The organism is Brevundimonas sp., from assembly GCF_019636155.1.
Lineage (GTDB): Bacteria > Pseudomonadota > Alphaproteobacteria > Caulobacterales > Caulobacteraceae > Brevundimonas.
Map to the genome: position 1 here is coordinate 133157 of NZ_JAHBYB010000007.1, position 25648 is coordinate 158804.

At 69.7% G+C, this 25648-nt stretch carries 20 protein-coding genes and 2 pseudogenes; 17 read left to right on the forward strand and 5 right to left on the reverse strand.

Features of this window, described 5'->3' with window-relative positions; genetic code table 11:
• Positions 1-18 precede the first annotated feature (18 nt).
• Positions 19-228 (forward strand): hypothetical protein, encoded by a 210-nt coding sequence (locus KF910_RS09795; protein WP_292261240.1) that lies wholly within the window; start codon positions 19-21, stop codon positions 226-228.
• A gap of 8 nt (positions 229-236) precedes the next feature.
• Here the strand turns inward: KF910_RS09795 and KF910_RS09800 are convergent, their stop codons facing one another.
• Positions 237-2546, reverse strand: coding sequence for a hybrid sensor histidine kinase/response regulator (locus KF910_RS09800; RefSeq protein ID WP_292261241.1), 2310 nt, complete (start codon positions 2544-2546; stop codon positions 237-239).
• A 107-nt stretch (positions 2547-2653) separates the two neighbouring features.
• Here KF910_RS09800 and KF910_RS09805 point away from each other — a divergent pair, with 107 nt between their 5' ends.
• From KF910_RS09805 to phoB, 6 genes are all read left to right on the forward strand, one after another.
• Positions 2654-4051, forward strand: a complete 1398-nt coding sequence (locus KF910_RS09805; protein WP_292261244.1) for a sensor histidine kinase — start codon at positions 2654-2656, stop codon at positions 4049-4051.
• Positions 4052-4168: 117 nt separating this feature from the next.
• On the forward strand, positions 4169-5599 hold the full coding sequence (gene pstC / locus KF910_RS09810) for a phosphate ABC transporter permease subunit PstC (RefSeq protein WP_292261246.1): 1431 nt from the start codon (positions 4169-4171) through the stop codon (positions 5597-5599).
• On the forward strand, positions 5592-6890 hold the full coding sequence (gene pstA / locus KF910_RS09815) for a phosphate ABC transporter permease PstA (protein WP_292261248.1): 1299 nt from the start codon (positions 5592-5594) through the stop codon (positions 6888-6890). The genes pstC and pstA overlap by 8 nt, the downstream gene beginning before the upstream one ends.
• Positions 6891-6927: 37 nt before the next feature.
• Positions 6928-7722 (forward strand): phosphate ABC transporter ATP-binding protein PstB, encoded by a 795-nt coding sequence (pstB, locus tag KF910_RS09820; protein WP_292261307.1) that lies wholly within the window; start codon positions 6928-6930, stop codon positions 7720-7722.
• Positions 7719-8444 (forward strand): phosphate signaling complex protein PhoU, encoded by a 726-nt coding sequence (gene phoU / locus KF910_RS09825; protein WP_292261251.1) that lies wholly within the window; start codon positions 7719-7721, stop codon positions 8442-8444. Before pstB ends, phoU begins: the two co-directional genes overlap by 4 nt.
• A 23-nt stretch (positions 8445-8467) precedes the next feature.
• Positions 8468-9160, forward strand: coding sequence for a phosphate regulon transcriptional regulator PhoB (gene phoB, locus KF910_RS09830; protein ID WP_292261254.1), 693 nt, complete (start codon positions 8468-8470; stop codon positions 9158-9160).
• Positions 9161-9165: 5 nt separating this feature from the next.
• Here the strand turns inward: phoB and KF910_RS09835 are convergent, their stop codons facing one another.
• Positions 9166-10077, reverse strand: coding sequence for an Hsp33 family molecular chaperone (locus KF910_RS09835; protein ID WP_292261257.1), 912 nt, complete (start codon positions 10075-10077; stop codon positions 9166-9168).
• A 267-nt stretch (positions 10078-10344) separates the two neighbouring features.
• Here KF910_RS09835 and KF910_RS09840 point away from each other — a divergent pair, with 267 nt between their 5' ends.
• The 9 genes and pseudogenes from KF910_RS09840 (at position 10345) to KF910_RS09875 (ending at position 22415) form a co-directional block, all read left to right on the forward strand.
• Positions 10345-11751, forward strand: coding sequence for an SDR family oxidoreductase (locus tag KF910_RS09840; protein ID WP_292261259.1), 1407 nt, complete (start codon positions 10345-10347; stop codon positions 11749-11751).
• A gap of 54 nt (positions 11752-11805) precedes the next feature.
• Positions 11806-12333 (forward strand): annotated as a pseudogene (locus KF910_RS14290) (HAD family hydrolase); the annotation flags it as partial.
• A gap of 108 nt (positions 12334-12441) precedes the next feature.
• Positions 12442-13698 (forward strand): phosphoglycerate dehydrogenase, encoded by a 1257-nt coding sequence (gene serA / locus KF910_RS09845; protein WP_323805636.1) that lies wholly within the window; start codon positions 12442-12444, stop codon positions 13696-13698.
• 90 nt (positions 13699-13788) lie between these two features.
• On the forward strand, positions 13789-15636 hold the full coding sequence (locus KF910_RS09850; protein ID WP_292261265.1) for an autotransporter domain-containing protein: 1848 nt from the start codon (positions 13789-13791) through the stop codon (positions 15634-15636).
• A gap of 226 nt (positions 15637-15862) precedes the next feature.
• Positions 15863-16486, forward strand: a complete 624-nt coding sequence (locus KF910_RS09855; protein ID WP_292261267.1) for a M23 family metallopeptidase — start codon at positions 15863-15865, stop codon at positions 16484-16486.
• 70 nt (positions 16487-16556) lie between these two features.
• Positions 16557-18443: a CocE/NonD family hydrolase gene (locus KF910_RS09860; RefSeq protein ID WP_292261270.1), complete on the forward strand. Its 1887-nt coding sequence runs from the start codon at positions 16557-16559 to the stop codon at positions 18441-18443.
• A gap of 99 nt (positions 18444-18542) precedes the next feature.
• Positions 18543-19496 carry an ABC transporter ATP-binding protein gene (locus KF910_RS09865; protein WP_292261273.1) on the forward strand — a complete coding sequence of 318 codons (954 nt, stop codon included), beginning with the start codon at positions 18543-18545 and terminating at the stop codon, positions 19494-19496.
• Positions 19493-20881, forward strand: a complete 1389-nt coding sequence (locus KF910_RS09870; protein WP_292261275.1) for an ABC transporter permease — start codon at positions 19493-19495, stop codon at positions 20879-20881. Before KF910_RS09865 ends, KF910_RS09870 begins: the two co-directional genes overlap by 4 nt.
• A 154-nt stretch (positions 20882-21035) precedes the next feature.
• Complete coding sequence (locus KF910_RS09875) at positions 21036-22415, forward strand: D-alanyl-D-alanine carboxypeptidase family protein (RefSeq protein ID WP_292261277.1); 1380 nt, start codon at positions 21036-21038, stop codon at positions 22413-22415.
• A 209-nt stretch (positions 22416-22624) separates the two neighbouring features.
• On the opposite strand, the gene KF910_RS09880 is transcribed toward KF910_RS09875, so the two are convergent.
• The gene (locus KF910_RS09880; protein ID WP_292261280.1) at positions 22625-23758 is read right to left on the reverse strand and encodes a GNAT family N-acetyltransferase; all 1134 of its coding nucleotides are present in this window, start codon (positions 23756-23758) and stop codon (positions 22625-22627) included.
• Positions 23755-24213, reverse strand: a complete 459-nt coding sequence (locus KF910_RS09885; RefSeq protein WP_292261283.1) for a RidA family protein — start codon at positions 24211-24213, stop codon at positions 23755-23757. Before KF910_RS09885 ends, KF910_RS09880 begins: the two co-directional genes overlap by 4 nt.
• Positions 24214-24309: 96 nt before the next feature.
• Here KF910_RS09885 and KF910_RS09890 point away from each other — a divergent pair, with 96 nt between their 5' ends.
• Positions 24310-25203 (forward strand): hypothetical protein, encoded by an 894-nt coding sequence (locus tag KF910_RS09890; RefSeq protein ID WP_292261285.1) that lies wholly within the window; start codon positions 24310-24312, stop codon positions 25201-25203.
• Positions 25204-25407: 204 nt separating this feature from the next.
• Here the strand turns inward: KF910_RS09890 and KF910_RS09895 are convergent.
• A pseudogene (locus KF910_RS09895) lies at positions 25408-25648 on the reverse strand (polysaccharide deacetylase); the annotation flags it as partial.

The window sequence follows — 25648 nt, forward strand, 5'->3', positions numbered from 1 at the left end:
CCGACAGGAGACAGGACCATGCAGCCCCTGACCAACACCCAGGCCATCATCGACTTCTGCCTGGCGCCGCTGAACGTCGATGCGGGGACCGAGGCCGAGCGCGAGGTGCGCCGGCGCCTGACCCACGTCATCGGCACCTTCCAGAAGACCCTGGCCCAGCCGGTCGCCGTCGATTTCTCGAACATGCCCAGCCAGGTCATCAACGAGGCGGCGCACGGTTACGAATAGGCGGGGCCTCAGGCGGCGGCTTCGGCCTTCGCCGCCTCGCCGGCCGCGGGCGCGCACACCAGGGCCAGAAGTTCGGAGGTGTTGAACGGCTTGGCCACATGGCCGTCGGCGCCCGCCGCCTGACCGGCCGCCACATGTTCAGGCAGGGCGTTGGCCGTCAGCATGACGATCCGCGCGCGCGGCCGGCCGCCGGCGGCCTCCAGCCGGCGCAGTTCCCGGGTGGCGGCCAGGCCGTCCATGACCGGCATCTGCATGTCCATCAACACCAGGTCGAACGTTCCGGCCGCGAAGGCCTCGACCGCCTGGGCGCCGTTCTCGACCGAGACCAGCTCCACCCGGGCGGCGGCCAGGACCAGCTCGACCACCTTGCGGTTGGTCGGATGGTCGTCGGCCAGCAGCACCCGCAAGGGGGCCGTGGCCATCGCGGCCGTGGAGGCGGGAACGATCTCCGGCGTCTCAGGCGTCTCGGGCGCGGCGACGGCCTGAAGCGGCAGGGTCAGGATGAAGGCCGACCCGCCGCCCAACTCGCTCTCGCAATCCAGATCGCCGCCCATCAGTTCGGCCAGCTGGCGGCAGATGGCCAGGCCCAGGCCGGTGCCGCCGAAACGCCGGGCGATGCCGCCGTCGGCCTGTTCGAACCGGGTGAACAGCCGGGTGCGGGTTTCCGGATCGAAGCCGATGCCGGTGTCCTCGACCGTCATCCGCAAGGTCGGCGCGCCGGCGCGCGTCGGGCCGGCCTCGGCCCTCAGGGTGACGAAGCCGGTGTCGGTGAATTTGACGGCGTTGGAGACCAGGTTGGTCAGGACCTGTTTCAGCCGGACAACATCCCCCATAACCCAGACGCGGGCCTCGGGCGCGATATCGACGACAAAGCCCAGCCCCTTTTCGCGGGCGGTGGCTTCATACAGCTGCCCCGCCTCCTGGACGGCCTTGGCCAGGTCGAAGGCCTCGTCCACCAGCTGCATCCGCCCGGATTCGACGCGCGCCAGGTCCAGGATATCGCCCAGCAGGGTTTGCAGGGTCCGCCCGGAAGACGCCATCAGGTCCAGCATCTCGCGCTGTTGGGGGTTCAGCGGCGTGCGGCCCAGCGCCTCGGTCAGGCCGATGACGCCGTTCAGGGGCGTTCGGATCTCGTGGCTCATATTGGCCAGGAACTGGCTCTTGGAGCGGTTGGCCTGTTCGGCCACGTCGCGCGCCTCGGCCAAGTCGCGGGCGTCCTGCTTCAATTCGGTGATGTCGGTGACGATGGTCACCGTGCCGCCGTCCGACGTTCGCCGGTCCTGCACCCGCAGCCAGCGGTCGCCGCCGATCTCCTGTTCGAAGCTGCCGGCGGCCTCGCGGCGCGCCGCCAGGCGTTCGGCCAGCCATTCCGCCTCGCGGCCCACGGCATGGGCGTAGAGGTTCTGGCGCAGGCCTTCCTGCAGCAATTCGATGAAGGAAACGCCGGGTCTCAAGACACGGGCGATCTCGGCGTTCACCTCGACATAGCGGTCGTTCCACAGTAGCAGCCGGTCCTCGGTGTCATAGAAGCCGAGGCCGTCGGGCATGGCCTCGATGGCGGTCCGCAGGTGGTGCAGGGCCTTGGATCGGGACCAGTAGGCGGCGGCCGCAACCCCTCCCAGGCCGGCGCAAAGGATCATCACCGCGCCGATCGCCCAGGTCAGCATGTCGCCGCGGCTCAGCCCGTCCATCACCGTCGCGTCGGGCGCGCCCGGCGAGATCCAGAAGCCGCTCATGGAGATCAGATAGAGGGCGGTCAGCCCGGCCCAGCCGGTTATCCCCGCGCTGACCGTGCCCAGCAGCTTTCCATCCGCCTGGAACCGCGCGCCCTCGAGGCTGAGCGCCAGATGGACGGCGAAGGCCAGGGCCAGGGTCTCCATGCTCCAGTGGATGATCCCGCCGGTGCGCAGGGCGCAGACCGCCAGCACATGCATGAGCAGATAGCCCACCGAGCGGATGGCGACGGACGCCAGCATCCGCATGGGCTGGCCTTCACTGCAGACATGGAACGACAGGAAGACCGCCCCGACCGAGACGCCCAGGGCCGCGACGATGCCGATGGGGTCATAATGAACAGGCATGCCGGCGTCGAAGGCCATCAGGGCCATCAGCTGCGCCCCCCAGGCGCTGAGACCCGCCACCAGGGCGGCGCCCAGGGCCCAGCGGCCCAGGACGCCATTACGCCGCGCATGCCCCGTCCGCACCGCGTGGGCCAGCATCAGGCGGCAGCCGACGAAGCCGAACAGGCAGAGCAGCGAGGCCGGGATCAGGGCGCCCAGATCGTGCTGATAAACCAGACTGATCGCCGGTCCGTCCAAGTGTATTCCCCCGTTTCAGGGTGGAACTCTTGTCGCAAAGAGGTGAAAAAAGGGTGGGGACTGGCGAACCGCCGTCTTTTATGCCCCTTCGCCGGACCGGTCGCGCCATGCCGTACGAACAGCCCCTTTCGCCGGTCGCGCCCAGCCTGAGGTCGCGCCTCTGGACCGCGGGGGCCAGCGGCGGGGTGGCCGTGCTGGTCCTGATCGGGGCGGCGGTTCTTCATCATGAGGCCGCGCCTCTGCTTCTGACCGGGGCCGTGGCGACCGCCGTGCTGACCTGGATGGTCAATCGCCGACCGGCGACCGTCGAGCCCGCGGCCGTCGTGGCCACGGCCGACGCGCCCGCACCGGCGCCGGGGCTTCTGGATATAGCCTTCGAAGCCCTGGCCGATCCCGTGCTGGTGGTCGGCGGCGGCGAGCCGGACGATCTGGCCGGCCGACGCGTCCTGGCCGCCAACGCCGCCGCGCGCGACCTGTTGCGCCTGCCGCCGGGCGGGGGCCTGCTGCTGTCCGCCCTTCGCGACCCTTCGGTGCTGGAGGCGGTGGATGAAAGCCTGTTCGGCGGGCTGGCGCGGGTCACGGACTACACGCCGGGCGGCGCGCGCGACCGGGTGTGGCGGGCCTTCAGCCGACCCCTGCCGCATGATCCGGCCGGCCAGCCCCTGGCCCTGCTGGTGTTGCGCGACGAGACCGACGCCCGGCGCATGGAGATGATGCGGGTCGATTTCCTGGCCAACGCCAGCCACGAACTGCGCACCCCCCTGGCGTCGCTCAGCGGCTTTATCGAGACCCTGCGCGGCCATGCGCGCCAGGACGAGGCGGCGCGCGAGAAATTCCTGGACATCATGTCGGCCCAGGCCGAGCGGATGGGGCGGCTGGTCTCGGACCTGCTGTCGCTCAGCCGGATCGAACTGAACGAACACATCCCGCCGTCCGGCCGGGTCGATCTGGCGCGGGCGGCGGCCGACGTCATCGACGCGGTCTCCATCCTGGCGCGGGAGAAGGGCGTGGGCCTGAGCCTGTCGGGCCAAACCTCGGGCGTCTCCGTCGTCGGAGACCGCGACGAGATCATCCAGGTCATCCAGAACCTGGTCGACAACGCCCTGAAATACTCGCCCCCTGGCGGGGTGGTGGAGTTGACCGTCCGGTCCGGGCTGACGGCGGACGAGATGGCGGCCGAACGGATCGACGACCTCAGCCGCCTGCCGCTGGTCACGCCCGACCGTGTCCGGGGCGCCGCCTTCGCCGCCGTCACGGTGCGGGACCACGGTCCAGGCATGGCGCGAGAATTCCTGCCCAGACTTCCCGAGCGCTTCTATCGCGTCGAAGGGCAAAAGAGCGGCCCCAGGGAGGGCGCCGGCCTGGGCCTGGCCATCGTCAAGCATATCGTCAACCGCCACCTCGGAGGCCTGGCGGTGGCCAGCGCGCCGGGGCAGGGGACGGCCTTCGTCGCCTGGTTTCCCATGGCCCCCGCCCGCGCCGAGACGCCGGACCCCGCGACGTAACAGAACTGTCACGGCGCCGTCTTAATCCGCTGACCAATCGCGGGCAGTTTCCGCCGCGAGCCGGACGGGCGAGTCTGTCCGGCTGACGGTTTTCGGCGCGTCGCGCCCTGGATTCAGATGGCCTGGCTCTTTCCCCTGATCCTGTTGCTGGCGGGCGCCCTGGCCTATGCGGGCGGGCGCGTCCTGTCGGCGCGTCGCGGGCGCGGTGAAGTCAGCCATTCGCGCCCCGGCCAATACGCCGCCTTCGCCATGATCTGGACTGTGGCGCCCGCCCTGGCGGTGCTGATCCTCGGCCAGCTGGCCCTGCCGGGCGTCTCGGCCGGCCTGATCCAGGCCCAGGAATCCGCGGCGGTGGCCGAGTTGCCGGTCTTCCAGCGCGCGGCCTTCTACAGCGACGCCCGCCGCGTCGGGGCCGGAGAGCCGGCCCAGCAGATATGGACCGCGCCCCTGGCCCAGGAACTGACCACCACCGGACGCCGGATCGCGGGCGTCCATCAGGGGCTGATGCTGGCCCTGGCCGGCGCCGTCAGCGCCGCCGCCCTGCTGGGCGCCCTGGTCGCCTTCGCCCGCATCCGCCCCCAGTTCCGCGCCCGCAACAGCGTCGAGGCCTGGATCGTGATCGGCCTGTTCGCCTGTTCGGCCGTCGCGGTTCTGACCACGGTCGGGATCATCGCCTCCCTGGTCTTTGACTCCTGGCGCTTCTTCCAGTCGGTGCCAGTGGGGGAATTCCTGTTCGGCACCCGCTGGAGCCCCCAGATCGCCATCCGCGCGGACCAGGTGGGCTCGTCGGGCGCCTTCGGGGCCGTGCCCCTGTTCGCCGGCACCCTGCTGATCATGCTGATCGCCATGATCGTGGCCGGCCCCATCGGACTGTTCTCGGCCATCTATCTGTCGGAATACGCCGGGCCCCGGACCCGCGCCATGGTCAAGCCGCTGCTGGAGATCCTGGCGGGCGTGCCGACGGTGGTCTACGGCTTCTTCGCCGCCCTGACCGTGGGGCCGGCGCTGCGGGTCTTCTTCAACACCATCGGCGGCTGGCTGATCGGCGGGCCGCTGGACGGGATCGGGCAGTATCTGGCCCTGGTGCAGAACCAGATGGCCCTGACCGCCGGGGCGGTGATGGGCATCATGCTGATCCCGTTCGTCTCGTCCCTGTCGGACGACATCATCAACGCCGTGCCCCAGTCGCTGCGGGACGGGTCCCTGGCCATGGGCGCCACAAAGTCCGAGACGATTTCGCGCGTCCTGATGCCCGCCGCCCTGCCGGGGGTGGCCGGCGCCTTCCTGCTGGCGGTGTCGCGGGCCATCGGCGAGACCATGATCGTGACCATGGCCGCCGGCCTGGCCGCCAACCTGACCTTCAATCCGCTGGACACGGTGACCACGGTGACGGTGCAGATCGTCACCCTTCTGACCGGTGATCAGGAGTTCAACAGTCCCAAGACCCTGGCTGCCTTCGGCCTGGGCCTGACCCTGTTCCTGGTGACCCTGGCCCTGAACATCGTCGCCCAGCGCATCGTCGCCGCCTATCGGGAACAGTATGACTGAGGCCGTCGAAATCCCCTCGGTCGCCGGACCGGCGACCCGCGATCGCCTGGCCGCCGGGCTGAAGCGCCGGCATGCGCGCGAGACGCGCTTCCGCTGGTACGGCCGGCTGGCGATCCTGGCGGCCCTGGTCTTCCTGGCCCTGCTGCTGGGCCGCATCGTCTCCCAGGGCTATACCGCCTTCTACAGCCACACCGTCTCGGCGCCGGTCTATCTGGACCCGGCCCGCATCGACCGCGCCTATCCGGCCGGCTCCAATTTCGAACAGATGGCGGCCGAACAGCTGCTGGCCCGCTGGAACATCCGGGACGACGCCGCGGGAACCCAGGCCCGGGCCGCCCGGTCGCTGTTCTCGGCCGAACTGAATTTCCAGATGGCCGAGATGGTGGCGCGCCAACCGGGACTGATCGGCGAGACGGCGCCCGTCACCGTTCCCTTGTCGGACGACGCGGACCTGTATCTGAAAGGCCAGATCAGCCGGGACGTGCCCGCCGACCGTCGCCGTCTGTCGGACGCCCAACTGGACTGGCTGGACCGGCTGAAGGCCGAAGGCGCCGTCAGCGCCCGCTTCAACAGCGCCCTGTTCCTGCGCGGCGATTCCACCGAGCCGGAGCTGGCCGGGGTGCTGGGCGCGGTGGTCGGATCGGCCCTGATGCTGCTGGTCACGGCCTTGATCGCCATTCCGCTGGGCGTCGGAGCGGCCATCTATCTTGAGGAGTTCTCGCCCCGGAACCGGATCAGCGAGCTGATCGAGATCAACATCAACAACCTGGCCGCCGTGCCGTCGATCGTCTACGGCCTGCTGGGCCTGGCGGTGTTCATCAACTGGGCACACCTGCCGCGCGCCAGTCCCCTGGTCGGGGGGCTGGTCCTGGCCCTGATGGCCCTGCCGACCCTGATCATCGCCACCCGGTCGTCGCTGAAGGCGGTGCCGCCCTCGATCCGCGAGGCCGCCCTGGCCATGGGCGCCAGCCGCACCCAGGCGGTGTTCGGCCATGTCCTGCCCCTGGCCATGCCCGGCGTCATGACCGGCGCCATCATCTCCATGGCCCACGCCCTGGGCGAGACCGCGCCCCTGCTGCTGATCGGCATGATCAGCTTCGTGCCCGGCGTGCCGGCCGCCATCGACCAGCCGGCGGGGGCCCTGCCGTCGCTGATCTATATCTGGGAGAACGCCTCCGAGCGGGCCTTCCACGAACGCACGGCCGCCGCGATCATGGTGCTTCTGGCCTTCATGATCGTGATGAACGCGGCCGCCATCATCCTGAGGCGACGCTTCGAGCGTCGGTGGTAAGCCCATGAGCAACCGCATCTATCGCGCCGCCGACGGCATGGATTCCGGAACGCCCGCCGCCTCGCGCGTCGTGGCGCCGGTCAAGATCGCCGCGCGCGACGTCTCGGTCTTCTATGGCGACAAACAGGCCCTGTTCGACGTCAGCCTGGACATCCAGGACAAGACGGTGACCGCCCTGATCGGTCCGTCCGGCTGCGGCAAGTCGACCTTCCTGCGGACCATGAACCGCATGAACGACACCATCGCCGACGCCCGCGTCACCGGCCGCATCGACATGGACGGCGAGGACGTCAACGACCGGGGCGTGGATCCGGTGCTGCTGCGCGCCCGGGTCGGCATGGTGTTCCAGCGGCCCAATCCCTTCCCAAAATCGATCTGGGAAAACGTGGCCTACGGACCCAAGATCCACGGCCTGACGACGTCGAAGTCGGAACTGGACGACGTGGTCCAGAACGCCCTGAAGCGCGCCGGCCTGTGGGACGAGGTGGCCGACCGCCTGGGTCAGTCGGCCACCGGCCTGTCGGGGGGTCAGCAGCAGCGGCTGGTCATCGCCCGCGCCATCGCGGTCAACCCCGAGGTCATCCTTATGGACGAGCCCTGCTCGGCCCTGGACCCCATCGCCACGGCCCGGATCGAGGAGCTGATCGACGAACTGCGCGAGCGGTTCTGCATCGTCATCGTCACCCATTCGATGGCCCAGGCGGCACGGGTCAGTCAGCGGACGGCCTTCTTCCACATGGGCCGGCTGGTCGAGACGGGCGACACCGAAGACATCTTCACCAATCCGCGCGAGCGTCGCACGCTCGACTACATCACCGGACGGTTCGGATGAACCAGCACACCGTCAAGGCCTATGGCGACGAACTGAACCAGATCACGGCCGAGGTCGCCCGCATGGGCGGCCTGGCCGAGGCCCAGGTCGCCGACGCCATCGAGGCCGTCGCCCGCCGCGATGTCGCCCTGGCCCGCGCCGTGATCGAGCGCGACGCCAAGCTGGACGCCTTCCACCGCGACATCGAACGCAAGGCCATCCGCCTTATCGCCCTGCGCCAGCCGGTGGCCTCGGACCTGCGCCGCACCCTCTCGGCCATGAAACTGGCGGTCGATCTGGAACGCACCGGCGACCTGGCCAAGAACATCGCCAAGCGTGGCCTGGTCCTGGCCGAGGGCGAGCCGATGCAGGTCCTGACCCGCTCGATCGAACGGATGGGCAAGCTGGTGTCCAACCGGCTGCGCGACGTTCTGGACGCCTACACCGCCTCTGAACTGGACCGGGCCGTCGCGGTCTGGACCTCGGACGACGAGGTGGACGAACACTACAACAGCCTGTTCCGCGAGCTTCTGACCTACATGATGGGCGATCCGCGCACGATCAGCGCCTGCACCCATCTGTTGTTCATGGCCAAGAACCTGGAACGGATCGGCGACCACGCCACCAATATCGCCGAGACCATCCACTATGAGATCACGGGCGAGGAGATGGCGGGCGACCGTCCGCGCTTCACGCCGCGTCCGGGCGACGACGCCCCCACCCCGACCTTGCCTGTCGTCTGAGTTAGAGCTTCGGAGAGACTGTCGTGCAGCCCTACATCCTGGTGATGGAAGACGAGGACGCCCTGGCCACCCTGCTTCAGTACAATCTGGAGAAGGAGGGCTATGACGTCGCCGTCGCCGCCGACGGCGAGGAAGGCCTGGTCCAGGTCGACGAGCGGGTCCCCGACCTGGTCCTGCTGGACTGGATGCTGCCCAAGGTGTCGGGCATCGAGGTGTGCCGCCGTCTGCGTGGCCGGCCCGAGACCCGCAACATCCCGATCATCATGCTGACCGCGCGTGGTGAGGAAAGCGACCGGGTGCGCGGCCTGGACACCGGCGCCGACGACTATCTGACCAAGCCCTTTTCGATGGTCGAGCTGATCGCCCGGATGCGCGCCGTGCTGCGCCGCATCCGGCCCGGCCTGGCCGACGACCGGGTCACCCATGGCGACATCGTCATCGACCGGGTCGCCCACCGGGTCCGCCGCGCGGGTCGCGAAGTCCACCTGGGCCCGACCGAATTCCGCCTGCTGGATCACCTTATGCAGCACCCCGGCCGGGTCTTCAGCCGCGAACAGCTGCTGGACGCCGTCTGGGGCAGCGACGTCTATGTCGAGGCCCGCACCGTCGACGTCCACGTCGGCCGCCTGCGCAAGGCGCTGAACGTGGAAGGCACGGTCAATCCGATCCGCACCGTCCGCTCGGCCGGCTATTCGCTGGACCTGGACGGGCGCTGAAGCGTTCAGGCCGCGGGTTCGACCTCGGTCGGCTCCAGCTCATAGGTCTTGGAGCAGTATTCGCAGGTCACCCGGATCTTGCCGTCGTCCTCGACCATCTCGGCCCGATCCTCAGCCGGGAAGGCCTTCAGGGTCGAGACGATGCGCTCGGGCGAACAGCGGCATTCGGCCCGCAGAACGCGGGCGTCCTCCAGCCGCACCCCGTCCTCGTGGAACAGACGGAACAGCAGGGTTTCGGGCGATATGGTCGGGTCGACGATCTCGTCGTCGGCCAGGGTCTGGAACAGGGCGCGGCTGCGCTCCCACGCCTCGACCGTCTCGCCGCGCGCGTCGTCGGCGGCGATGACCTGGATCATGGCCCCGCCTGCGCGCCAGCTTTCGCCCTCGGCGGTGGCGATGCGGCCGACCGCCAGGCGCACCTTGGTCGGGACCTGTTCCGACTGTTCGAAATAGTGTTCGGCGCACAGGCTCAAGCTGTCGCCCTCGATCGGGGTGACCCCCTGGGTCCGCTCGAAATCGGCGCCGCGGTCCAGGGTCATGATGAAGACCCCCTTGCCCAACAGGGCCTGGGCCCCCGGCCGCGCTGGGCCGCTCGCGACGGCGGCGACCTCGTCCGCATCATATCGGCAGAAGCCGCGCAGGGCGCCTGAGGTGTCGTAGTCCGCCACCACATAGCGCACCGGCCCGTCTCCCTGGGCCTGGACGATCAGCCGGCCCTCGAACTTCAGGCTGGACCCGATCAGGGCCGCCAGGGCGCAGGCCTCGCCCAGCAGGCCGGCGACCGGGTCGGGATAGGCATGGGCCGACAGGATTTCGTCCACCGCCGCGCCCAGCCGGACCAGTCGCCCGCGCACGGGCCAGCCTTCGATCTGGAAGGCGGCGGCCAGGTCGTCGACGGGCGCGGGAGATTGGGTCACGAAGGCTCCGATGGCGGGGAAAATGGGAAGCGGCCTAGACCATTTTCGGTTCAGTCGGAATCGACTGAACCCAGAACAATGGTCCAGTTTCTGCTGGAGCGAATATCTGGGTTTAGTTGGACCTGCGTCCAACTAAACCGATTTCGTTCTAGATAGGCGCCCGGCCCGTCCGTGATAAGGGGCAGGGGCAGGGCATGCAAAGCGACGCCGGAACCGGCCCGCCGATCACCCCGTTCCGATCGCAGCAGGAGGCCGCAGAGGCACGACATGACCAAGCCGCGACTGAAGCCCCTGGACCAGCAGGCCATCGTCATCACGGGCGCCACCTCGGGCATCGGCCTGGCCACGGCGCGGCGGGCCGCGCGGGCGGGGGCCTGCGTCTTCCTGATCGCGCGGGGCGAACAGGACCTGAAGCGCCTGACCGAGGAACTCCAGGCCGAGGGCGCGCGCGCCGCCTACGCCGTGGCCGATGTCGCCGACCATGACGCCCTGGCCGAGGCGGCCGAGAAATGCATCCGGCTGTTCGGAGGCTTCGACACCTGGGTCAACAACGCCGGGGTGTCGATCTACGGCCCCATCCGCGACACCACGCTGGAGGACCAGAGGCGGCTGTTCGAGACCAACTACTGGGGCGTGGTCAACGGCTCCCTGGTGGCGGCCGCGCATCTGCGCGACCGGTCCGGCGGCGGGGCCATCGTCAATGTGGCCTCGATCCTGGCCGATGCGCCGATCCCGGTTCAGGGGGTCTATTCGGCGTCGAAACATGCGGTGAAGGGCTTCACCAACGCCCTGAGGATGGAGCTGATCCGCGAACAGGCGCCGGTGGCCCTCAGCCTGGTCAAGCCGGGCGCCGTGGACACCCCCTACAACCGCCACGCCCGCAACCTGACCGGCCAGGCGGTGCACAACCCCCAGCCGGTCTATGCGACCCATGTCGTGGCCGACACCATCCTGTATTGCGCCAGCCATCCGATCCGCGAGATCACCGTGGGCGGCGGCGGGCGGCTGGCGGCCAGTTTCTACGCCGCCCTGCCGGGTCTGGCGGAACCTCTTTTCGCCCGGTTCGCTCCTTCGCTGATGCGGGATCGTCATTCCGCCTACCAGCCGTTCGACGACGGGCTCTACGACCCGACCGAGGACGGCCTCGACGAAGAGGTTCACTATCCCATGGTCCGACAGTTCAGCGTCCTGGCCGAGGCCCGCAAACACCCCGGCGTGACCGGCGGCGCCCTGGCGCTGGTGGCCCTGGCGGCCATCGCCGCCGTCCTGCTGAATCAGCGCAGCGGCCCGACGCGGTTCGAGCGCATCCGCGGCCGGTTCGACCCGCGCGGCTGGATCGACACGGACGATCTGCGCGACCGTTTCGGCGGCCTGGCCGACAGCGTCCGCCAGGGCTTGAGCGAGGCGGGGGAGCGCGCGTCCGATTTCGGCGAGGAGGCGCGTGACCGCTCCGACCGCTGGTGGCGCGATACGCGAAAATCCTCGCGCAAGGCCATGAAAAAGCACGGCAAGACGGCGCGGCGATACGCACGGGAGGCTGGCGACTACGCCCGCGATCACGCCAGGGAGGGCGGCGCCCTTCTGGCCCTGGCGACCATAGCGGCGGCGGTGGGCGCGGCGGCCCTGGACGCCAAACGGCCGGACAGCCGGCTTCGGGGCCTGATCCGTCAATGATTGATCGCCGTTAAGGCGGTTGCTGCGACTGCGAAGGCGGGGCAGGCTGGTCGCATGACCGCCCGCCCCGTTTTCGTGTTCGACTTCGATTCCACCCTGGTGCGGATCGAGACCCTGGAGGCTTTGGCCGACCTGGCCCTGGCGGGCGTCGCCGACGCCCCGGCCGTCCGCGACCAGATCGGCCGCCTGACCGACGCGGCCATGGCGGGGGACATCGACTTCGGCGCCGCCCTGCGTTCTCGGCTGGCTCTGCTGCCCCTGACCCGCGCCCATGTCGACGCCCTGGCCGACCGCATCCTGGACGAGGGGACGCCCTCGGTGCGGCGCAACCGGCAATGGTTCCTGGATAACGCCGACCGGGTGGTCATCGTCTCGGGCGGCTTCCGCGAGATCATCGCCCCCATCGCAGAACGTCTGGGCGTCGCGGCCGAGCGGGTGCTGTGCAACGACCTGCGCTACGACGCCGAAGGGCGAGTGACGGGCGTGGACGAGGCCAATCCCCTGTCGCAGGCGGGGGGCAAGGCCGTGGCGATCCGCGCGTTGAACCTGACCGCCCCGGTCATCATGGTCGGCGACGGCTGGACCGACGCCGAGGTCAAGCAGGCAGGGGCCGCCGACCGCTTCTACGCCTTCACCGAGATCGCCCGTCGGGCGCCGGTCATGGCCGCCGCCGACGCCGTGGCCGCCTCCATGGACGAACTGCTGCATGCGGAGGGCGAGCGCGGCCGTTTCTCCTATCCGCCCAGCCGCATCCGCATCCTGCTGCTGGAAAATGTCCATCCCGCCGCCGTGGAACGGCTGGAAGACGCCGGCTACACCGTCGAGACCGAGGCCGGGGCCCTGGACGAGGCGGCCCTGATCGAGCGGCTGAAGGGGGTCCATGTGCTGGGCGTCCGCTCAAAGACCCAGGTGACGGCGCGCGCCCTGGCGTCGGCCGACCGCCTGCTGGCCGTCGGCGCCTTCTGCATAGGGGTCAACCAGATCGACCTGGCGGCGGCGGCCGCGCGCGGGGTGGCTGTGTTCAACGCCCCCTATTCCAACACCCGTTCGGTGGTCGAACTGGCGGTCGGACTGACCATCGCCCTGATGCGCGACGTGGCGGACAAGTCGGCGGCCATGCATGGCGGCGTCTGGAACAAGTCGGCGGCCGGATCGCGCGAACTGCGCGGCAAGACCCTGGGCCTGGTCGGCTACGGCGCCATCGGCTCCCAGCTGTCGGTCCTGGCCGAGGGGCTGGGGATGCGGGTCGTCTTCCACGACCTGACCGAGCGGCTGGCCCTGGGCAATGCGCGCCGGGCGCGGTCGCTGAACGCCCTGCTGGCCGAAAGCGACGTGGTCAGCCTGCATGTCGACGGGCGCGGCGAGAACACGGCCCTGATCGGGGCGGCGCAGCTGGCCATGATGAAGCCCGGCGCCCTGCTGCTGAACCTGTCGCGCGGGCATGTGGTGGACGTGGACGCCCTCGCCGCCGCCATCGACGCGGGCCGCCTGGGCGGGGCGGCGGTCGATGTCTTCCCCGAGGAGCCGCGCACCAACGCCGACCCGTTCGACAGCCCCCTGCGCGGCCGCCGCAATGTCATCCTGACGCCGCACATCGGCGGCTCGACCGAAGAGGCCCAGGAGGCCATCGCCGAGTTCGCGGCCGACCGGCTGCTGGCCTATCTGAACCGGGGCGACACCACCTTCTGCGTCAACCTGCCGAACGTGCAGCTGGCCGAGGTGACGGGCGGTCACCGCATCCTGCACATCCACCGGAATCAGCCGGGCGTTCTGGCCGAACTGAACCAGACGCTCAGCGCCGCCGGGCTGAATATCCTGGGCCAGCATCTGAAGACGGATGAACGCACCGGCTATGTCATCACCGATGTGGACCGCGACTATGATCCGCAGGCCCTGACGGCCCTGAAGACTGTGGCGGGGACGCTTCGGTTCCGCCTGCTGCATTGAAAGGTGACGCAGCGGCATCTTGCGCCGGGCGAAAACCGGCGCACAGTGGACCTCAATGACCGCAAATCGTCGGTCTTCGGAGGAAACACCATGTCCAGCCTTCTTCGCTCGGCCGCCGCGGCCGCGCTGACCGTCGCCGCGGCCTGCGCCGTGGCCGGCGCCGCCAACGCCCAGTCCTATGACCGCCTGGTCGTCTTCGGCGACAGCCTCAGCGACAACGGCAACCTCTATGCGATCACCGGCGGGGCCCAGCCGCCGGCGCCCTTCTACTGGCAGGGCCGCTTCTCCACCGGGCCGGTGTTCACCGAGCAACTGGGCTTCACGACCCAGAAGATCGGCTTCAATGTCTTTGGTCCGCTGGATCCCTCGCTGAACATCGCCGGCAATGTGAACGCGGCCTTCGGCGGCGCCGTGACCGGGCTGGAGACGCGGCCCGGCTCGCCTCCGGGCATGATGGATCAGCTGAACGCCTATCTGGCGCGCGGCGGAACCTTCAGTTCGGGAAGCCTGGTCAGCGTCCTGGGCGGCGCCAACAACATCTTCCAGGCCCTGCCGACCGCCGGCGCCTCGGCCAATCCGCTGGCGGCGATCTCGCCCGTCTCGACCGCCGCCGCGGCCGACGTGAACCAGATCGTCAATCGCGTGGCCCAGTCCGGCGCCGGGACGGTCCTGGTCACCAACCTGCCGAAACTCAGCATCACGCCCCAATTCCGGGGCCAGGCGGCCGCGCCCCTGGCCGACTATGCGGTGACCACCTTCAACACCGCCCTGACGACCGGCCTGGCCGCCACCGCCGCCGCCCGGCCGAACACCAACATCATCATGATGGACATCTTCAAGATCGGGGACACCATCATCGCCAACCCCGGCGCCTTCGGCCTGACCAATGTCACCACGGCCTGCTTCAACCAGCAGCAGCTGACGCTGTGCTCGACACCGGACACCTATTTCTATCTGGACGGGGTGCACCCGACCGGGCGCGGGCATCAGATCCTGGCCGCCCTGGCGGATGATTACCTGTATTATGGCGACCACGGCGCCAATACGACGCACCAGGGCGAGACGGCCTCGCGTCATCGCCAGGACAGCCTGTCGGACGCCACCGACGCCCTGTCCGGTCGCGCGACCTGGGCCGCCCAGACCAGCATCAGCGTGACCGGCCTGATGGACAAGACCGACATCGACGCGCGCGGCGTGGTCGGCGCCGCCCGTTCGGACGGCAAGGGCGTGCGGATGGCGCTGGAAAGCGGGACCGAGACCCTGCGCTTCGGCATGGCCGGCGCCTGGCGCGTGGCCGACGTCGAAGGCGCGGGCCACAGCTTCACCCTGAACTCGCTGGGCCTGGACGTCTATGCCGGCTTCCGTTCGGGCGATGTCTTCGTCAACGCCGCCGCCGGCGTGTCGAACGACGACTACAACGACATCGAGCGGATGACCTCCCTGGCGCCGATCATCCATTCGGGCTCGACCGCCGGCGTGTCCAAGGGCGCGCGGCTGCAGGCGGGCATGTGGTGGGACATGGGCGGCCTGGCCCTGTCGCCCCGCGCCGCCGTCACCTGGGTGTCCAGCGACGTCAACGGCTATGTCGAACAGGGCGTCGCGGCCCAGTTGTCGTATCAGGACCGCACGGTCGACGGCGCCTTCGCCGAGATCAGCCTGCGGGCCGAGGCCGACCTGGGCGGCTGGAATGTCTATGCCGAAGGCGGCTATCGCGACTCGATCAGCGATTCCGACAACCCGGTGCGCGTCGGCATCCTCAGCAACACCGCCCAGATCCTGTCGCGGTCGGTCGATGATCCGTTCGGCGGCCAGGTCACCGCCTCGGCGGGCCTGACCGGCGACATGGGACCGTTCCAGGTCGAGGTCGGCTATCGCGGCCGCTTCGGCGACCATGCCGACAGCCACATGGGCGCCATCACCCTGCGTCTGCCGCTCTAAATCCGGCTGACGGACAGCCGAACGAGGGGCGCGGTCCCGCACCGAGCCCCTTTTTCGCGCCTGCGGCGATGCGCCGCCCCGGCTGCGTGGAACCAGCCCCAATCTCGCCCCATGGATCGTTAGAAACGCCGTCTTCCGACGCGGCCGGCGCCCGCCTGTGTGCGGGCCTGCCTTCGCCCCCGCGTCCTTTCCTGCTCCTGGGAGCCGAAGCCGGAGACGCCGCCGAATGCGACGCCTGTTGCCGTCCGCCCGGACATTCCTGGTCCATTCGGGCCAGACCGCTGTCCAGCTGGCCGCCCTGGGCGGACTGGCGGTCATGGCCATGGCCGCCGCGCCCCAACCCGAGGGTTTCGACGCCGAGGCCGCCGCCCGGCCGGTGGCGGCGCCGGTCCAGGCCGTGGCCGAGGCCGCCGGCCCGGTGATGCGGCAACTGGCCTTCCAGGCGCCGGTGAAGGGCCACGACATCACCTCCGCCTTCGGCCTGCGCAAACTGGCGATCGAGGCGCGCGCCCGGGCGCACAAGGGCGTCGACATCGCCGCGCCGATGGGCACGGGGGTCTTCGTCGCCGCAGAGGGCCAGGTCGTCCGCACCGGCTATGACGCCGGCGGCTACGGCCGGTTCATCGAGGTGCGCCACCCCAATGGCATGACCACCCTATATGGCCACCTCAGCCGGATCGACGTCCATTCGGGTCAGGCGGTGGGCGAGGGGACGCGCATCGGCCTGGTCGGCTCCACCGGCTATTCGACCGGCCCGCACCTGCATTTCGAGGTGCGTCGCCACGGCGCACAGGTGAATCCCGCCAAGGTGGTGGGACGCAGTTTCCCAACCGCGATCGCCGTCTCCTGATTCCAAAAGGCGCGTTGCGGCGCCGCCACGGTTCGGCCTAACGTCCCGCCGCCAACGGGAGGAAGTTCGCATGAATCGTTTCGTCGCCGCCGTCGTCGCGGGTGTTCTGGCCGCCACCCCGATCACCGCCACGGCCCAGGACTACAGCCGCTACAGCGACGCCGCCGCCCAGACCGAACTGGCCCGCATCGCCGAGGTGCAGATGGCCGTGATGGTGCCGATGCGCGACGGCGTCGGCCTGGCGACCAATGTCTATCGCCCGCGCAACGCCCAGGGGCCTCTGCCCACCGTCTTCTGGAGGACCCCCTACAACGAGCTGGGGGCCAATCCGCGCACGGCGCGCAACGCCCTGTCCTGGGTCAGCCGCGGCTATGCCTTCGTGGTCCAGAACGAGCGCGGCCGCTACTTCTCGGGCGGCGACTATCAGATCCTGGGCTACCCCCAGACGGACGGCTATGACGCCCTGACCTGGATCGCCGCCCAGCCGTGGTCGAACGGCAAGGTCGGGACCCTGGGCTGCTCGTCCTCGGCCGAATGGCAGCTGGCCCTGGCGGCCCAGAACCACCCCGCCCACGCCGCCATGGTGCCCCAGGCCTCCGGCGCCGGCATCGGCAAGGTCGGCCGCTTCCAGGAACAGGGCAACTGGTACACCGGCGGTGTGCCGCGCAACCTGTTCTTCGTCTGGCTTTACGGCGTCGACAATCCGCTGCGGGCCCAGATCCCGGCCGACATGGATCAGCCGATGCGCGCCCGCGTGGCGGGTTACAATGATCTGGACGCCAAGAAGCCCCAGGTGAACTGGCCCAACCAGATCCGCCACCTGCCCATCAGCGATCTGCTGTCCGACCTGGGCGAGCCGCCCGCCACCTTCGAGGAACTGATCGTCCGCACTCCGGCCGACCCGGCCTGGCGCCAGGGCGGCCTGTATCACGACGACATGGGGTGGGGCGTCCCGGCCCTGTGGTTCAACAGCTGGTATGACGTCTCCATCGGGCCGAACATGGAGCTGTTCAACCACGCCCGTTCGACCACCGAGGATCCCGAGGCGGCCGCCAATCAGTTCGCCGTCGTCGGGCCGAACAACCACTGCGCCTTCGCCGGGCTGAACGCCAATTTCCGCTCGGGCGACCGCGACCTAGGCGACGCCAGCCTGGACAGCGACGCCATGGTCCACGCCTGGTTCGACCGCTGGCTGAAGGGCGACCGGCGCGCCTTCCCCGACAGCACGCCGCACGTCCAGTATTTCAACATGGGCGAGAACGCCTGGCGCACCGCGGCCCAGTGGCCGCCGGCCGGGGTCAAGACCGTGCGGATGTATCTGCGCTCGGACGGCGCGGCCAACAGCCTGAACGGCGACGGGCGGCTGAGTTTCGACGCGCCGCTGGCCGGCGAGCGGGCCGACCGCTATCGCTACGACCCGATGAACCCGGTCCAGACCATCGGCGGCGGCGACTGCTGCAACGGCGGCCTGGTCATCGCCGGCGCCTTCGACCAGCGTCAGATCGAGGCCCGCAACGATGTGCTGGTCTATACGTCCGAGCCCCTGACCGAGCCGATGCAGGTCACCGGCTTCGTCGATGCGGTGCTGAAGGTCTCGTCCTCGGCCCCGGACACCGACTTCGCGGTCAAGCTGGTGGACGTGGCGCCGGACGGAACGGCCTATATCCTGGGCGACACCATCATGCGGGCCCGGTATCGCAACGGCTATGACCAGCCGACGATGCTGACCCCCGGCCAGGTGGCCACGGTCCAGCCGACCCCGATCACCATCAGCAACACCTTCCAGCCGGGGCACCGCATCCGGGTGGAGGTGACCAGCTCCAACTTCCCGAAATTCGTCCGCAACCTGAACACCGGCGGGCCGAACGAGACGGAAAGCCAGGGCGTGATCGCCGACAACGCCGTGCATCACGACGGCCAGGACGCTTCCTACATCGACCTGCCGGTCCTGAACTGACGGCCGAGTCCGACGGAAACAGGGGCCAGGGACCGCATCGTCTCTGGCCTCCTTCCGACCTCGCTTGCTAGTCTGTCGCCCAAGTCCGAGGGAGGGTGCATGACGGCGGCGTTGACGCTGGATCGGGTCAGCAAGCGGTACGGCCATTTCCAGGCCGTGTCGGACCTGAGTTTCGAGGTGCCCAGGGGGTCGATCTGCGGCTTCCTGGGTCCCAATGGGGCGGGCAAGACCTCGACCATCCGCATGATCCTGGGCCTGCAGCCGGCGTCGTCGGGGCGGATCGAGATCCTGGGGGCCGAGGATGGTCGGCGCGTGCGCGACCGGATCGGCTTCCTGCCCGAGGAGCGTGGCCTCTACAAGAAGATGACCCCGGTCGACGCCATCGCCTTCTTCGGATCGCTGAAGGGGCTGTCGGCGGGCGAGGGGCGGCGTCGCGCCCGCGAACAGCTGACGGCCCAGGGCCTGGGCGGGTCGCTGAAGAAGCCGATGAAATCCCTGTCCAAGGGGATGGCCCAGAAGGTCCAGCTGATCGCCTCGGTCATCCATCGGCCCGAGTTCGTGATCCTGGACGAGCCCTTCTCAGGCCTGGACCCGATGAACCAGCAGGGGCTGGAGGCGATGATCCGCGGCCTGGCGGCCGACGGCGCCACCGTGCTGTTCTCGACCCACGTGATGCAGCACGCCGAGCGTCTGTGCGACAAGGTGGTGCTGCTGGCCCGTGGCAAGAAGGCGTTCGAGGGCACGGTGGACCAGGCGCGGGCCACCTCGCGCCAGGTGCTGGAGCTGACCGGCGCCATCACGCCCGAGGCGGTGGCGGCCCTGCCCGGCGTGGCGGGGGTCGAGACGGTGTCGGAGGCCGATGGGGCGCGGGTCCTGCGCGCCACCCTGGGCGCCGGCTCGGGCGGACAGGCGGCGCTGAAGGCGGCCTTCCTGGGCGGGCTGGACGTGCGCGGCTTCTCGCTGAAGGAACCCAGCCTGCATGACGCCTTCATCGGCCTGACCGGGGACAATCCCGACCAGGACCAGTCGATGACGCCGGAGGCCGGCCGATGAACCGCACCCTGCTGATCGCGCGACGAGAATACGCCGCCTACGCCCGCACCGTCGGCTTCTGGCTGTCGCTGCTGGCCTTTCCGCTGTTCGCCGTCCTGGGCGGCGCCGTGCCTGTGCTGATCCGTTCGTCCGAGCCCGTCCGCGCCGTGGCGGTGGTGGAGGAGGGGCCCGCCGCGACAGGCCTGGCCGCCGCCGTGCAGGACGCCCTGAAGCGCGACGCCGACCGCCGGGCCGAGCGCACCCGCGCCGCGGCCGAGGCCGCCGCCAGGACCACCGGAACCCCGCCCGAGACGACCGCCGCCTCGGGCGCCATGGCCTCTCTGTCGCGCCAGAGGCTGAAGCTGGTCGAGACCCCGGCCGACATCCTGGCCGCCGCGCCGGGCGAGGCGCGCGACGCCGCCGTGCGCCGCTGGCTGACCGACGAGACGCCCAAGGACCGGCGGCTGGACGCCGTGGTCTTCCTGAACCGGGTCGAAAACCAGCCCACGGCGCGGGTCTGGACCGCCCGGGCCACCGACGACACGGTCGAGGATTTCGTCCGCGACGCCCTGCGCTCGGCCAACCGGATGGCGGTGTTCGAGGGGGCGGGCATCGACCCCTCGGTGGTCGAGGCGGCCGAACGCTTCCGGCCCGAGGTGACGGTCTTCTCGCCCAAGTCGGCCAGCGGCGGAGAGGTGTCCTTCCGCGACAAGCTGCCGGCCATCATCGGCCTGGCCTCGGGCTTCCTGCTGTGGTCGCTGATCATCACCGGCGCCTCGATCCTGCTGAACAGCGTGATGGAGGAGAAGTCGAACAAGATCCTGGAGGTGCTGCTGTCCTCGGCCTCGGCGTCCGAGATCCTGACCGGCAAGGTTCTGGGGGTGGCGCTGCTGACCCTGACGGTGCTGGCGGCCTGGGGCGGGATCGGGGCGGCGGGCCTGCTCAACTTCGCCCCCAGCCAGGCGGCCGATGTCGGGCAGGTGCTGCTGCACGGCGGCATGCTGGGCTATTTCGCGGCCTTCATGGTCGGCGGCTATCTGATGTATGCGGTGCTGTTCGCGGCCATCGGCGCCTTCTGCGAGACGCCGCGCGACGCCCAGACCCTGATGGGGCCGATCATGATGGTGCTGATCGTGCCGATGCTGACCATGCAGATGGCGCTGATGTCGCCCGACGCGCCGGTGGTCCGCATCCTATCGTGGATTCCCTTCTTCACCCCCTTCCTGATGATCGCCCGGATGCCGTCCGACCCGCCGATGATCGAGGTGATCGGGGCCATGGCGGGCATGTTCGCCTTCGCGGTCCTGATGGTCCTGATCGCCGGCCGCGCCTTCCGCGCCGGCGCCCTGTCCGACGCGAAACTCAGCTGGAAGACCTTCGCGGGGGCGGTGAAACGGGGCGAGTAGGGGGCGGCGCCGGCCGGCGACTCACAGCGGTCAAATCTGCGTTGACGAGGCGTTAACCGCCATGAAACCCGGATGGACCATGCTAGGTTGCTTCCACGCGTCGCGCCGGGGGGCCGTCGCCGCGCCACAGTAAGACGAAGGTTTTCGCCCGCCGATGCTTGCTTTCGCCCGACGCGGATTTCTGGCCCTCATCGCCCTGGCGCTGCTGACCGCGACGCCGTCGCCCGGCCCCGCGCCCGTGGCCCAGGCGCCGAACGTCAAATACGCCGCCATCGTGGTCGACGCCGAGAGCGGCGAGGTGCTGTTCGCCCGCCACGCCGACAGCCGCCGTTACCCGGCGTCCATCACCAAGGTCATGACCCTGTATCTGACCTTCGAAGCCCTGGCCGAAGGGCGGGTCAAGCCGGACGACATCCTGACCGTCTCGCCTCATGCGGCGTCCCAGCCGCCGTCCAAACTGGGCCTGGGCGCGGGCCAGACCATCACCCTGGACGACGCCATGAAGGCCATGGCCGTGCGCTCGGCCAACGACATGGCCGTGGCCATCGCCGAACACGTCGGCGGGTCCGAAGCCCGCTTCGCCGCCATGATGACGGTCAAGGCCCGCGACCTGGGCATGACCGACACCCGCTACGTCAACGCCAACGGCCTGCCCGACAGCCGCCAGATCACCACCGCCCGCGACCTGGCCGTCCTCAGCCGCGCCGTGATGCGCGACTACCCGCAGTATTATCGGTATTTCGGCCTTCACGACTGGGCCTACAACGGCCGCGAATATCGCAACACCAACGGTCTTCTGGCCTCGGGCCACGGCTATGACGGCATGAAGACCGGCTACACCAACGCCTCGGGCTACAATCTGGCGGCCTCGGCCGTGCGCGATGGGCGCCGGCTGATCACCGTCGTCCTGGGCGGACGCAGCAGCGCCTCACGCAACGCCCATGTGGCCGAACTGATGGATGTCGGCTTCGATGTCGAGCGGATGCGCGCCCAGGGCCAGCTGATCCCCGTGGCCCAGACGGTGTTCGAGGCGCGCGGCTATGGCGTCGACACCCGGATGGATTCCGGCCCCCTGCAATACGCCTCGGCCAGCGACGAGGATCAGGGCGGATCGACCGCCGTCTCCTATGCCTCCCTGCCGGCCGCCCCGCCTCAGATCGACCGTGTCATTCCGGCCCCGTCCCAGGCTCGCGTCCAGGCGTCAGGCGACCTGACGGCCAGCCTGAACGGTGCGCCCGCCGCCGCTCCCGCCCGTCGCGCGGCGGCGCCCGCGACCCGCGCGGCCCCGGCCCGGCCCGCCGGCCGCTGGGCGGTTCAGGTCGGCGCCTTCCGTGACGAACAGGTGGCGCGCGACTGGCTGTCCGAGGTCGGACGCCGCTTCCGCAGCCAGTTCGCCGAGGCCGGCCGCGACATCCAGCGCGCCGGCGAATGGCGCCGTTCGCGCTTCACCGGCATGACCGAAGACGCCGCCGTCGCCGCCTGCCGCGCCCTGGCCGAACGCCGGGTCACCTGCATGGTGGTGCGGCCGGATTAGGGTAGGGCCTGGACTCATAACCGGGTTCAATTTTCATCAGGATTTTCAAAACTCCGTCACCCTCGGGCTTGTCCCGAGGGCCCATCTTGGCGTCGTCCTAGAAAGCGGATGGTCTCCACCATCAGTTGGAACAGCTATCGGTCCAGCCTGCGGCGACCATGGGCCCTCGGGACAAGCCCGAGGGTGACGAAATTTATGGGTTCAGAACCCTAGCCCCGCCGATAGGGGCTCAGGTCCGCCGTCATGGCCGTGATCTCGGCCTCGACCGCCGGCCGTTCGCGCGCCAGGTATTCGGCCACCGCCGCGCGCAGTCCCTCGTGGGCGATATGGTGGGCGCTGAACACCGGGGTCGGCAGGTATCCGCGCGCGATCTTGTGCTCGCCCTGGGCCCCGGCCTCGACCCGCGACAGGCCGCGTTCGATGGCGAATTCGATGGCGCGGTAATAGCAGAGCTCGAAATGCAGGAAGGGGACCTCTTCCAGCGCGCCCCACTGCCGGCCATACAGGGCCTCGCGCCCGATCAGGTTCAGGGCGCCCGCGATGGGCGCCCCGTCGCGGAAGGCCATGACCAGGGCGATCCGGTCGGCCATCGCCTCGCCGATCAGGCTGAAGAAGTCGCGGGTCAGATAGGGGCGGCCCCATTTGCGGCCGCCGGTGTCCATGTAGAAGGCGAAGAAGGCGTCCCAGTGCGCCTCGGTGATCGCGTCGCCCGTCAGGACGCGGATGTCCAGCCCCGCCTGGGCCTCGCGCCGCTCGCGGCGGATGGTCTTGCGTCGCGACGAGGACAGGGCGGCCAGGAAGTCCTCGAACGACCCGTAGCCCCGGTTGGTCCAGACATACTGCATGTCCATCCGCTGCAGCAGACCGGTCTCGCCCATGGCCGTCCATTCCGCCCCGGTCGGGAAGTTGACGTGCAGCGACGACAGGTCCAGCCGTTCGGTCAGGGCCATGGCCCCGCTCAGCAGGGCGTCCCGCGCCGCGTCGGTGGCGGCCAGCAGGCGCGGCCCCGTCACCGGGGTGAAGGGCACGGCCGACAGCAGCTTGGGATAGTAGCGCCCGCCCGCCCGCTCCAGAGCCTCGGCCCAGGCGTGGTCGAAGACATATTCCCCCTGGCTATGCCCCTTCAGATACAGGGGCATGACCCCGACGACCGTGTCCGCCTGGTCGCGCACGCTCAGGTGCCGGGGCCCCCAGCCCTGGCGCGGAACCGCGCTGCCCGAGGCCTCGCAGGCGTGCAGGAAGTCGTAGCTGACGAAAGGATCGCCCGTCGGGTCCGCACAGGCGTTCCAGTCCGCGCGGCCGATGGCTTCGATGGAATCGTGGACCTGGACCTGAAGGGTCACTTCACCTCGACGATGGCGTCGATCTCGACCGCGAAGCCCAGCGGCAGCCGATACACTCCCACGGCCGAACGGGCGTGGCGGCCCTTGTCGCCGAACACCTCGACCATCAGGTCCGAACAGCCGTTGATCACCGCCGGAATGGCCTCGAAATCGCCCGCCGCCTGGACGAAGCCGCCCAGTTTCACGACCCGCACGACCCGTTCCAGATCGCCGTCCAGCGCCGCCGACATCTGGGCCAGAAGGTTGACGCCGCACATGCGCGCCGCTTCCTGCGCCCGTTCCGGCGAGACGTCGGCCCCGACCGTGCCCTTGACCCCGCCCGCGGCGTCGTTCGACAGCTGGCCCGAGATGTGGACCAGGTCGCCGCTGCGCACGAAGGGCACATAGTTGGCGACCGCCTTGGCGGGCTCGGGCAGGCTGATGCCCAGTTCGGTCAGGCGGGCGGCGATGCTCATGGGGCGCTCCTCTCAGGATGTGGCGGCGGTTTAGCGCGCTCCGGCGCCGACTTAAAGGTTCGCCAACCCCGATATGCGACCCTGGTGGTCATGGACATGCAGGTTCGCGCCCCGTTTGCCGAATTCCACGCCGTTCTGGACGGATTGTCTCCGGATGACCGCGCCCTGGTCGGGCGCACGGCGGATCGGGCCGCCGCAGCCGCAGCCTCGGCCGCCGCCCACTGGGACTTCGCCCTTCCGGCCGCCCGGGTCGATGCGGTGATCGGCGATGCGGCGCCCGACGCCGTGCGGCGCGGCCTGATCGCCCACTGGGCCCTGGGCCTGTCCGAACGGGCGGTGGCGGCCGGTCTGCCGCCGGCGGTCCTGGCCCTCTATCCTTTCTGGCTTGAGAAGCTGGCGGCCTTTCTGGCGGCGGGGGTCGAACCCTACGATCCCGACTTCTGGGCCAAGGACGTGCGCTTCGCCCTGGCCCTCAGCGTGCCGGGCGCCCGGTCCCAGGTACTCGACCTGTCCTCGCCCATGGGGCCGGGCCAGGTGATCCGCCATGTGCGTGAAGGCTGGGGCTTCAAGGCCCTGTTCGACTATCTGCGCGCCGGCCATCGCAAGACCTGGCTGGAGGTCCACACCGAGAGCCGGCACCTGGACGACTTCAACGAGGACGGCTGGAACCGGGCCTGGGCCACGGCGGCCGAGATCTGCCGGGTCCGCCCCGACCTGGCCGGCATGATCGGCTCAAGCTGGTTCTACGACCCGCCCCTGACCGAGATCAGCCCGCGCCTGGCCCACCTGCGGCTGAATCCGCTGAACGGCGGCGCCTTCATGGTCCATCAGGGGCCGGACGAGATCCACACCCTGCGCGCCTCGACCGCCTCGCCGACGCGCAAGGCCCTGATCGACAGCGGTGAATACACGGCCCGGTCCTGGTTGATGGTCTGGCCCCGCAAGGCCCTGATCGCCTGGGCCGACCGCCGCGCGGCGGAAGCGGCCTAGGATTTGGACTCCCAACCGAGCCCAGGTTTCACAGGGACGTTCAAATACTCCGTCACCCTCGGGCTTGTCCCGAGGGCCCATCCTTGCATCGTCCACGAACGCGGATGGTGTTGACCAAAAGCCAGAACAGCCACCAGTCCGGCCTGCGGCCGCCATGGGCCCTCGGGACAAGCCCGAGGGTGACGACCTCTATGGGTTCATAATCTAAGCCGCCACCCGGTCCAGGGCGGCGCCTACCGGCAGGATGTCCAGACCCGCCGCCTTGGCCAGCCGGATCAGGCGGTCGATGTCCTCGGGGCGACAGCCATAGGGTGTCGGCCGGTCCGACACGTCATGCCCATAGGCGATCAGCCAGCCGCCGTCATCCGCCGCCTGTCGCACCAGGGCCTCCAGGTCGTATCCGGGCAGGCGCCGCGATTCCAGGCCGATGGCCTGCAGATTGGCT

Excerpts from the sequence above, each read along its gene's own strand:
- KF910_RS09870 (WP_292261275.1), top strand. The coding sequence starts at position 19,493 with ATGAACCGCACCCTGCTGATCGCGCGACGAGAATACGCCGCCTACGCC.
- KF910_RS09795 (WP_292261240.1), top strand. The coding sequence starts at position 19 with ATGCAGCCCCTGACCAACACCCAGGCCATCATCGACTTCTGCCTGGCG.
- pstC (WP_292261246.1), top strand. The coding sequence starts at position 4,169 with ATGGCCTGGCTCTTTCCCCTGATCCTGTTGCTGGCGGGCGCCCTGGCC.
- KF910_RS09850 (WP_292261265.1), top strand. The coding sequence starts at position 13,789 with ATGTCCAGCCTTCTTCGCTCGGCCGCCGCGGCCGCGCTGACCGTCGCC.
- KF910_RS09840 (WP_292261259.1), top strand. The coding sequence starts at position 10,345 with ATGACCAAGCCGCGACTGAAGCCCCTGGACCAGCAGGCCATCGTCATC.
- phoU (WP_292261251.1), top strand. The coding sequence starts at position 7,719 with ATGAACCAGCACACCGTCAAGGCCTATGGCGACGAACTGAACCAGATC.
- KF910_RS09875 (WP_292261277.1), top strand. The coding sequence starts at position 21,036 with ATGCTTGCTTTCGCCCGACGCGGATTTCTGGCCCTCATCGCCCTGGCG.
- pstA (WP_292261248.1), top strand. The coding sequence starts at position 5,592 with ATGACTGAGGCCGTCGAAATCCCCTCGGTCGCCGGACCGGCGACCCGC.
- KF910_RS09890 (WP_292261285.1), top strand. The coding sequence starts at position 24,310 with ATGCAGGTTCGCGCCCCGTTTGCCGAATTCCACGCCGTTCTGGACGGA.
- KF910_RS09855 (WP_292261267.1), top strand. The coding sequence starts at position 15,863 with ATGCGACGCCTGTTGCCGTCCGCCCGGACATTCCTGGTCCATTCGGGC.
- KF910_RS09860 (WP_292261270.1), top strand. The coding sequence starts at position 16,557 with ATGAATCGTTTCGTCGCCGCCGTCGTCGCGGGTGTTCTGGCCGCCACC.
- KF910_RS09865 (WP_292261273.1), top strand. The coding sequence starts at position 18,543 with ATGACGGCGGCGTTGACGCTGGATCGGGTCAGCAAGCGGTACGGCCAT.
- KF910_RS09885 (WP_292261283.1), bottom strand. The coding sequence starts at position 24,213 with ATGAGCATCGCCGCCCGCCTGACCGAACTGGGCATCAGCCTGCCCGAG.
- KF910_RS09805 (WP_292261244.1), top strand. The coding sequence starts at position 2,654 with ATGCCGTACGAACAGCCCCTTTCGCCGGTCGCGCCCAGCCTGAGGTCG.
- pstB (WP_292261307.1), top strand. The coding sequence starts at position 6,928 with ATGGATTCCGGAACGCCCGCCGCCTCGCGCGTCGTGGCGCCGGTCAAG.
- serA (WP_323805636.1), top strand. The coding sequence starts at position 12,442 with ATGGACGAACTGCTGCATGCGGAGGGCGAGCGCGGCCGTTTCTCCTAT.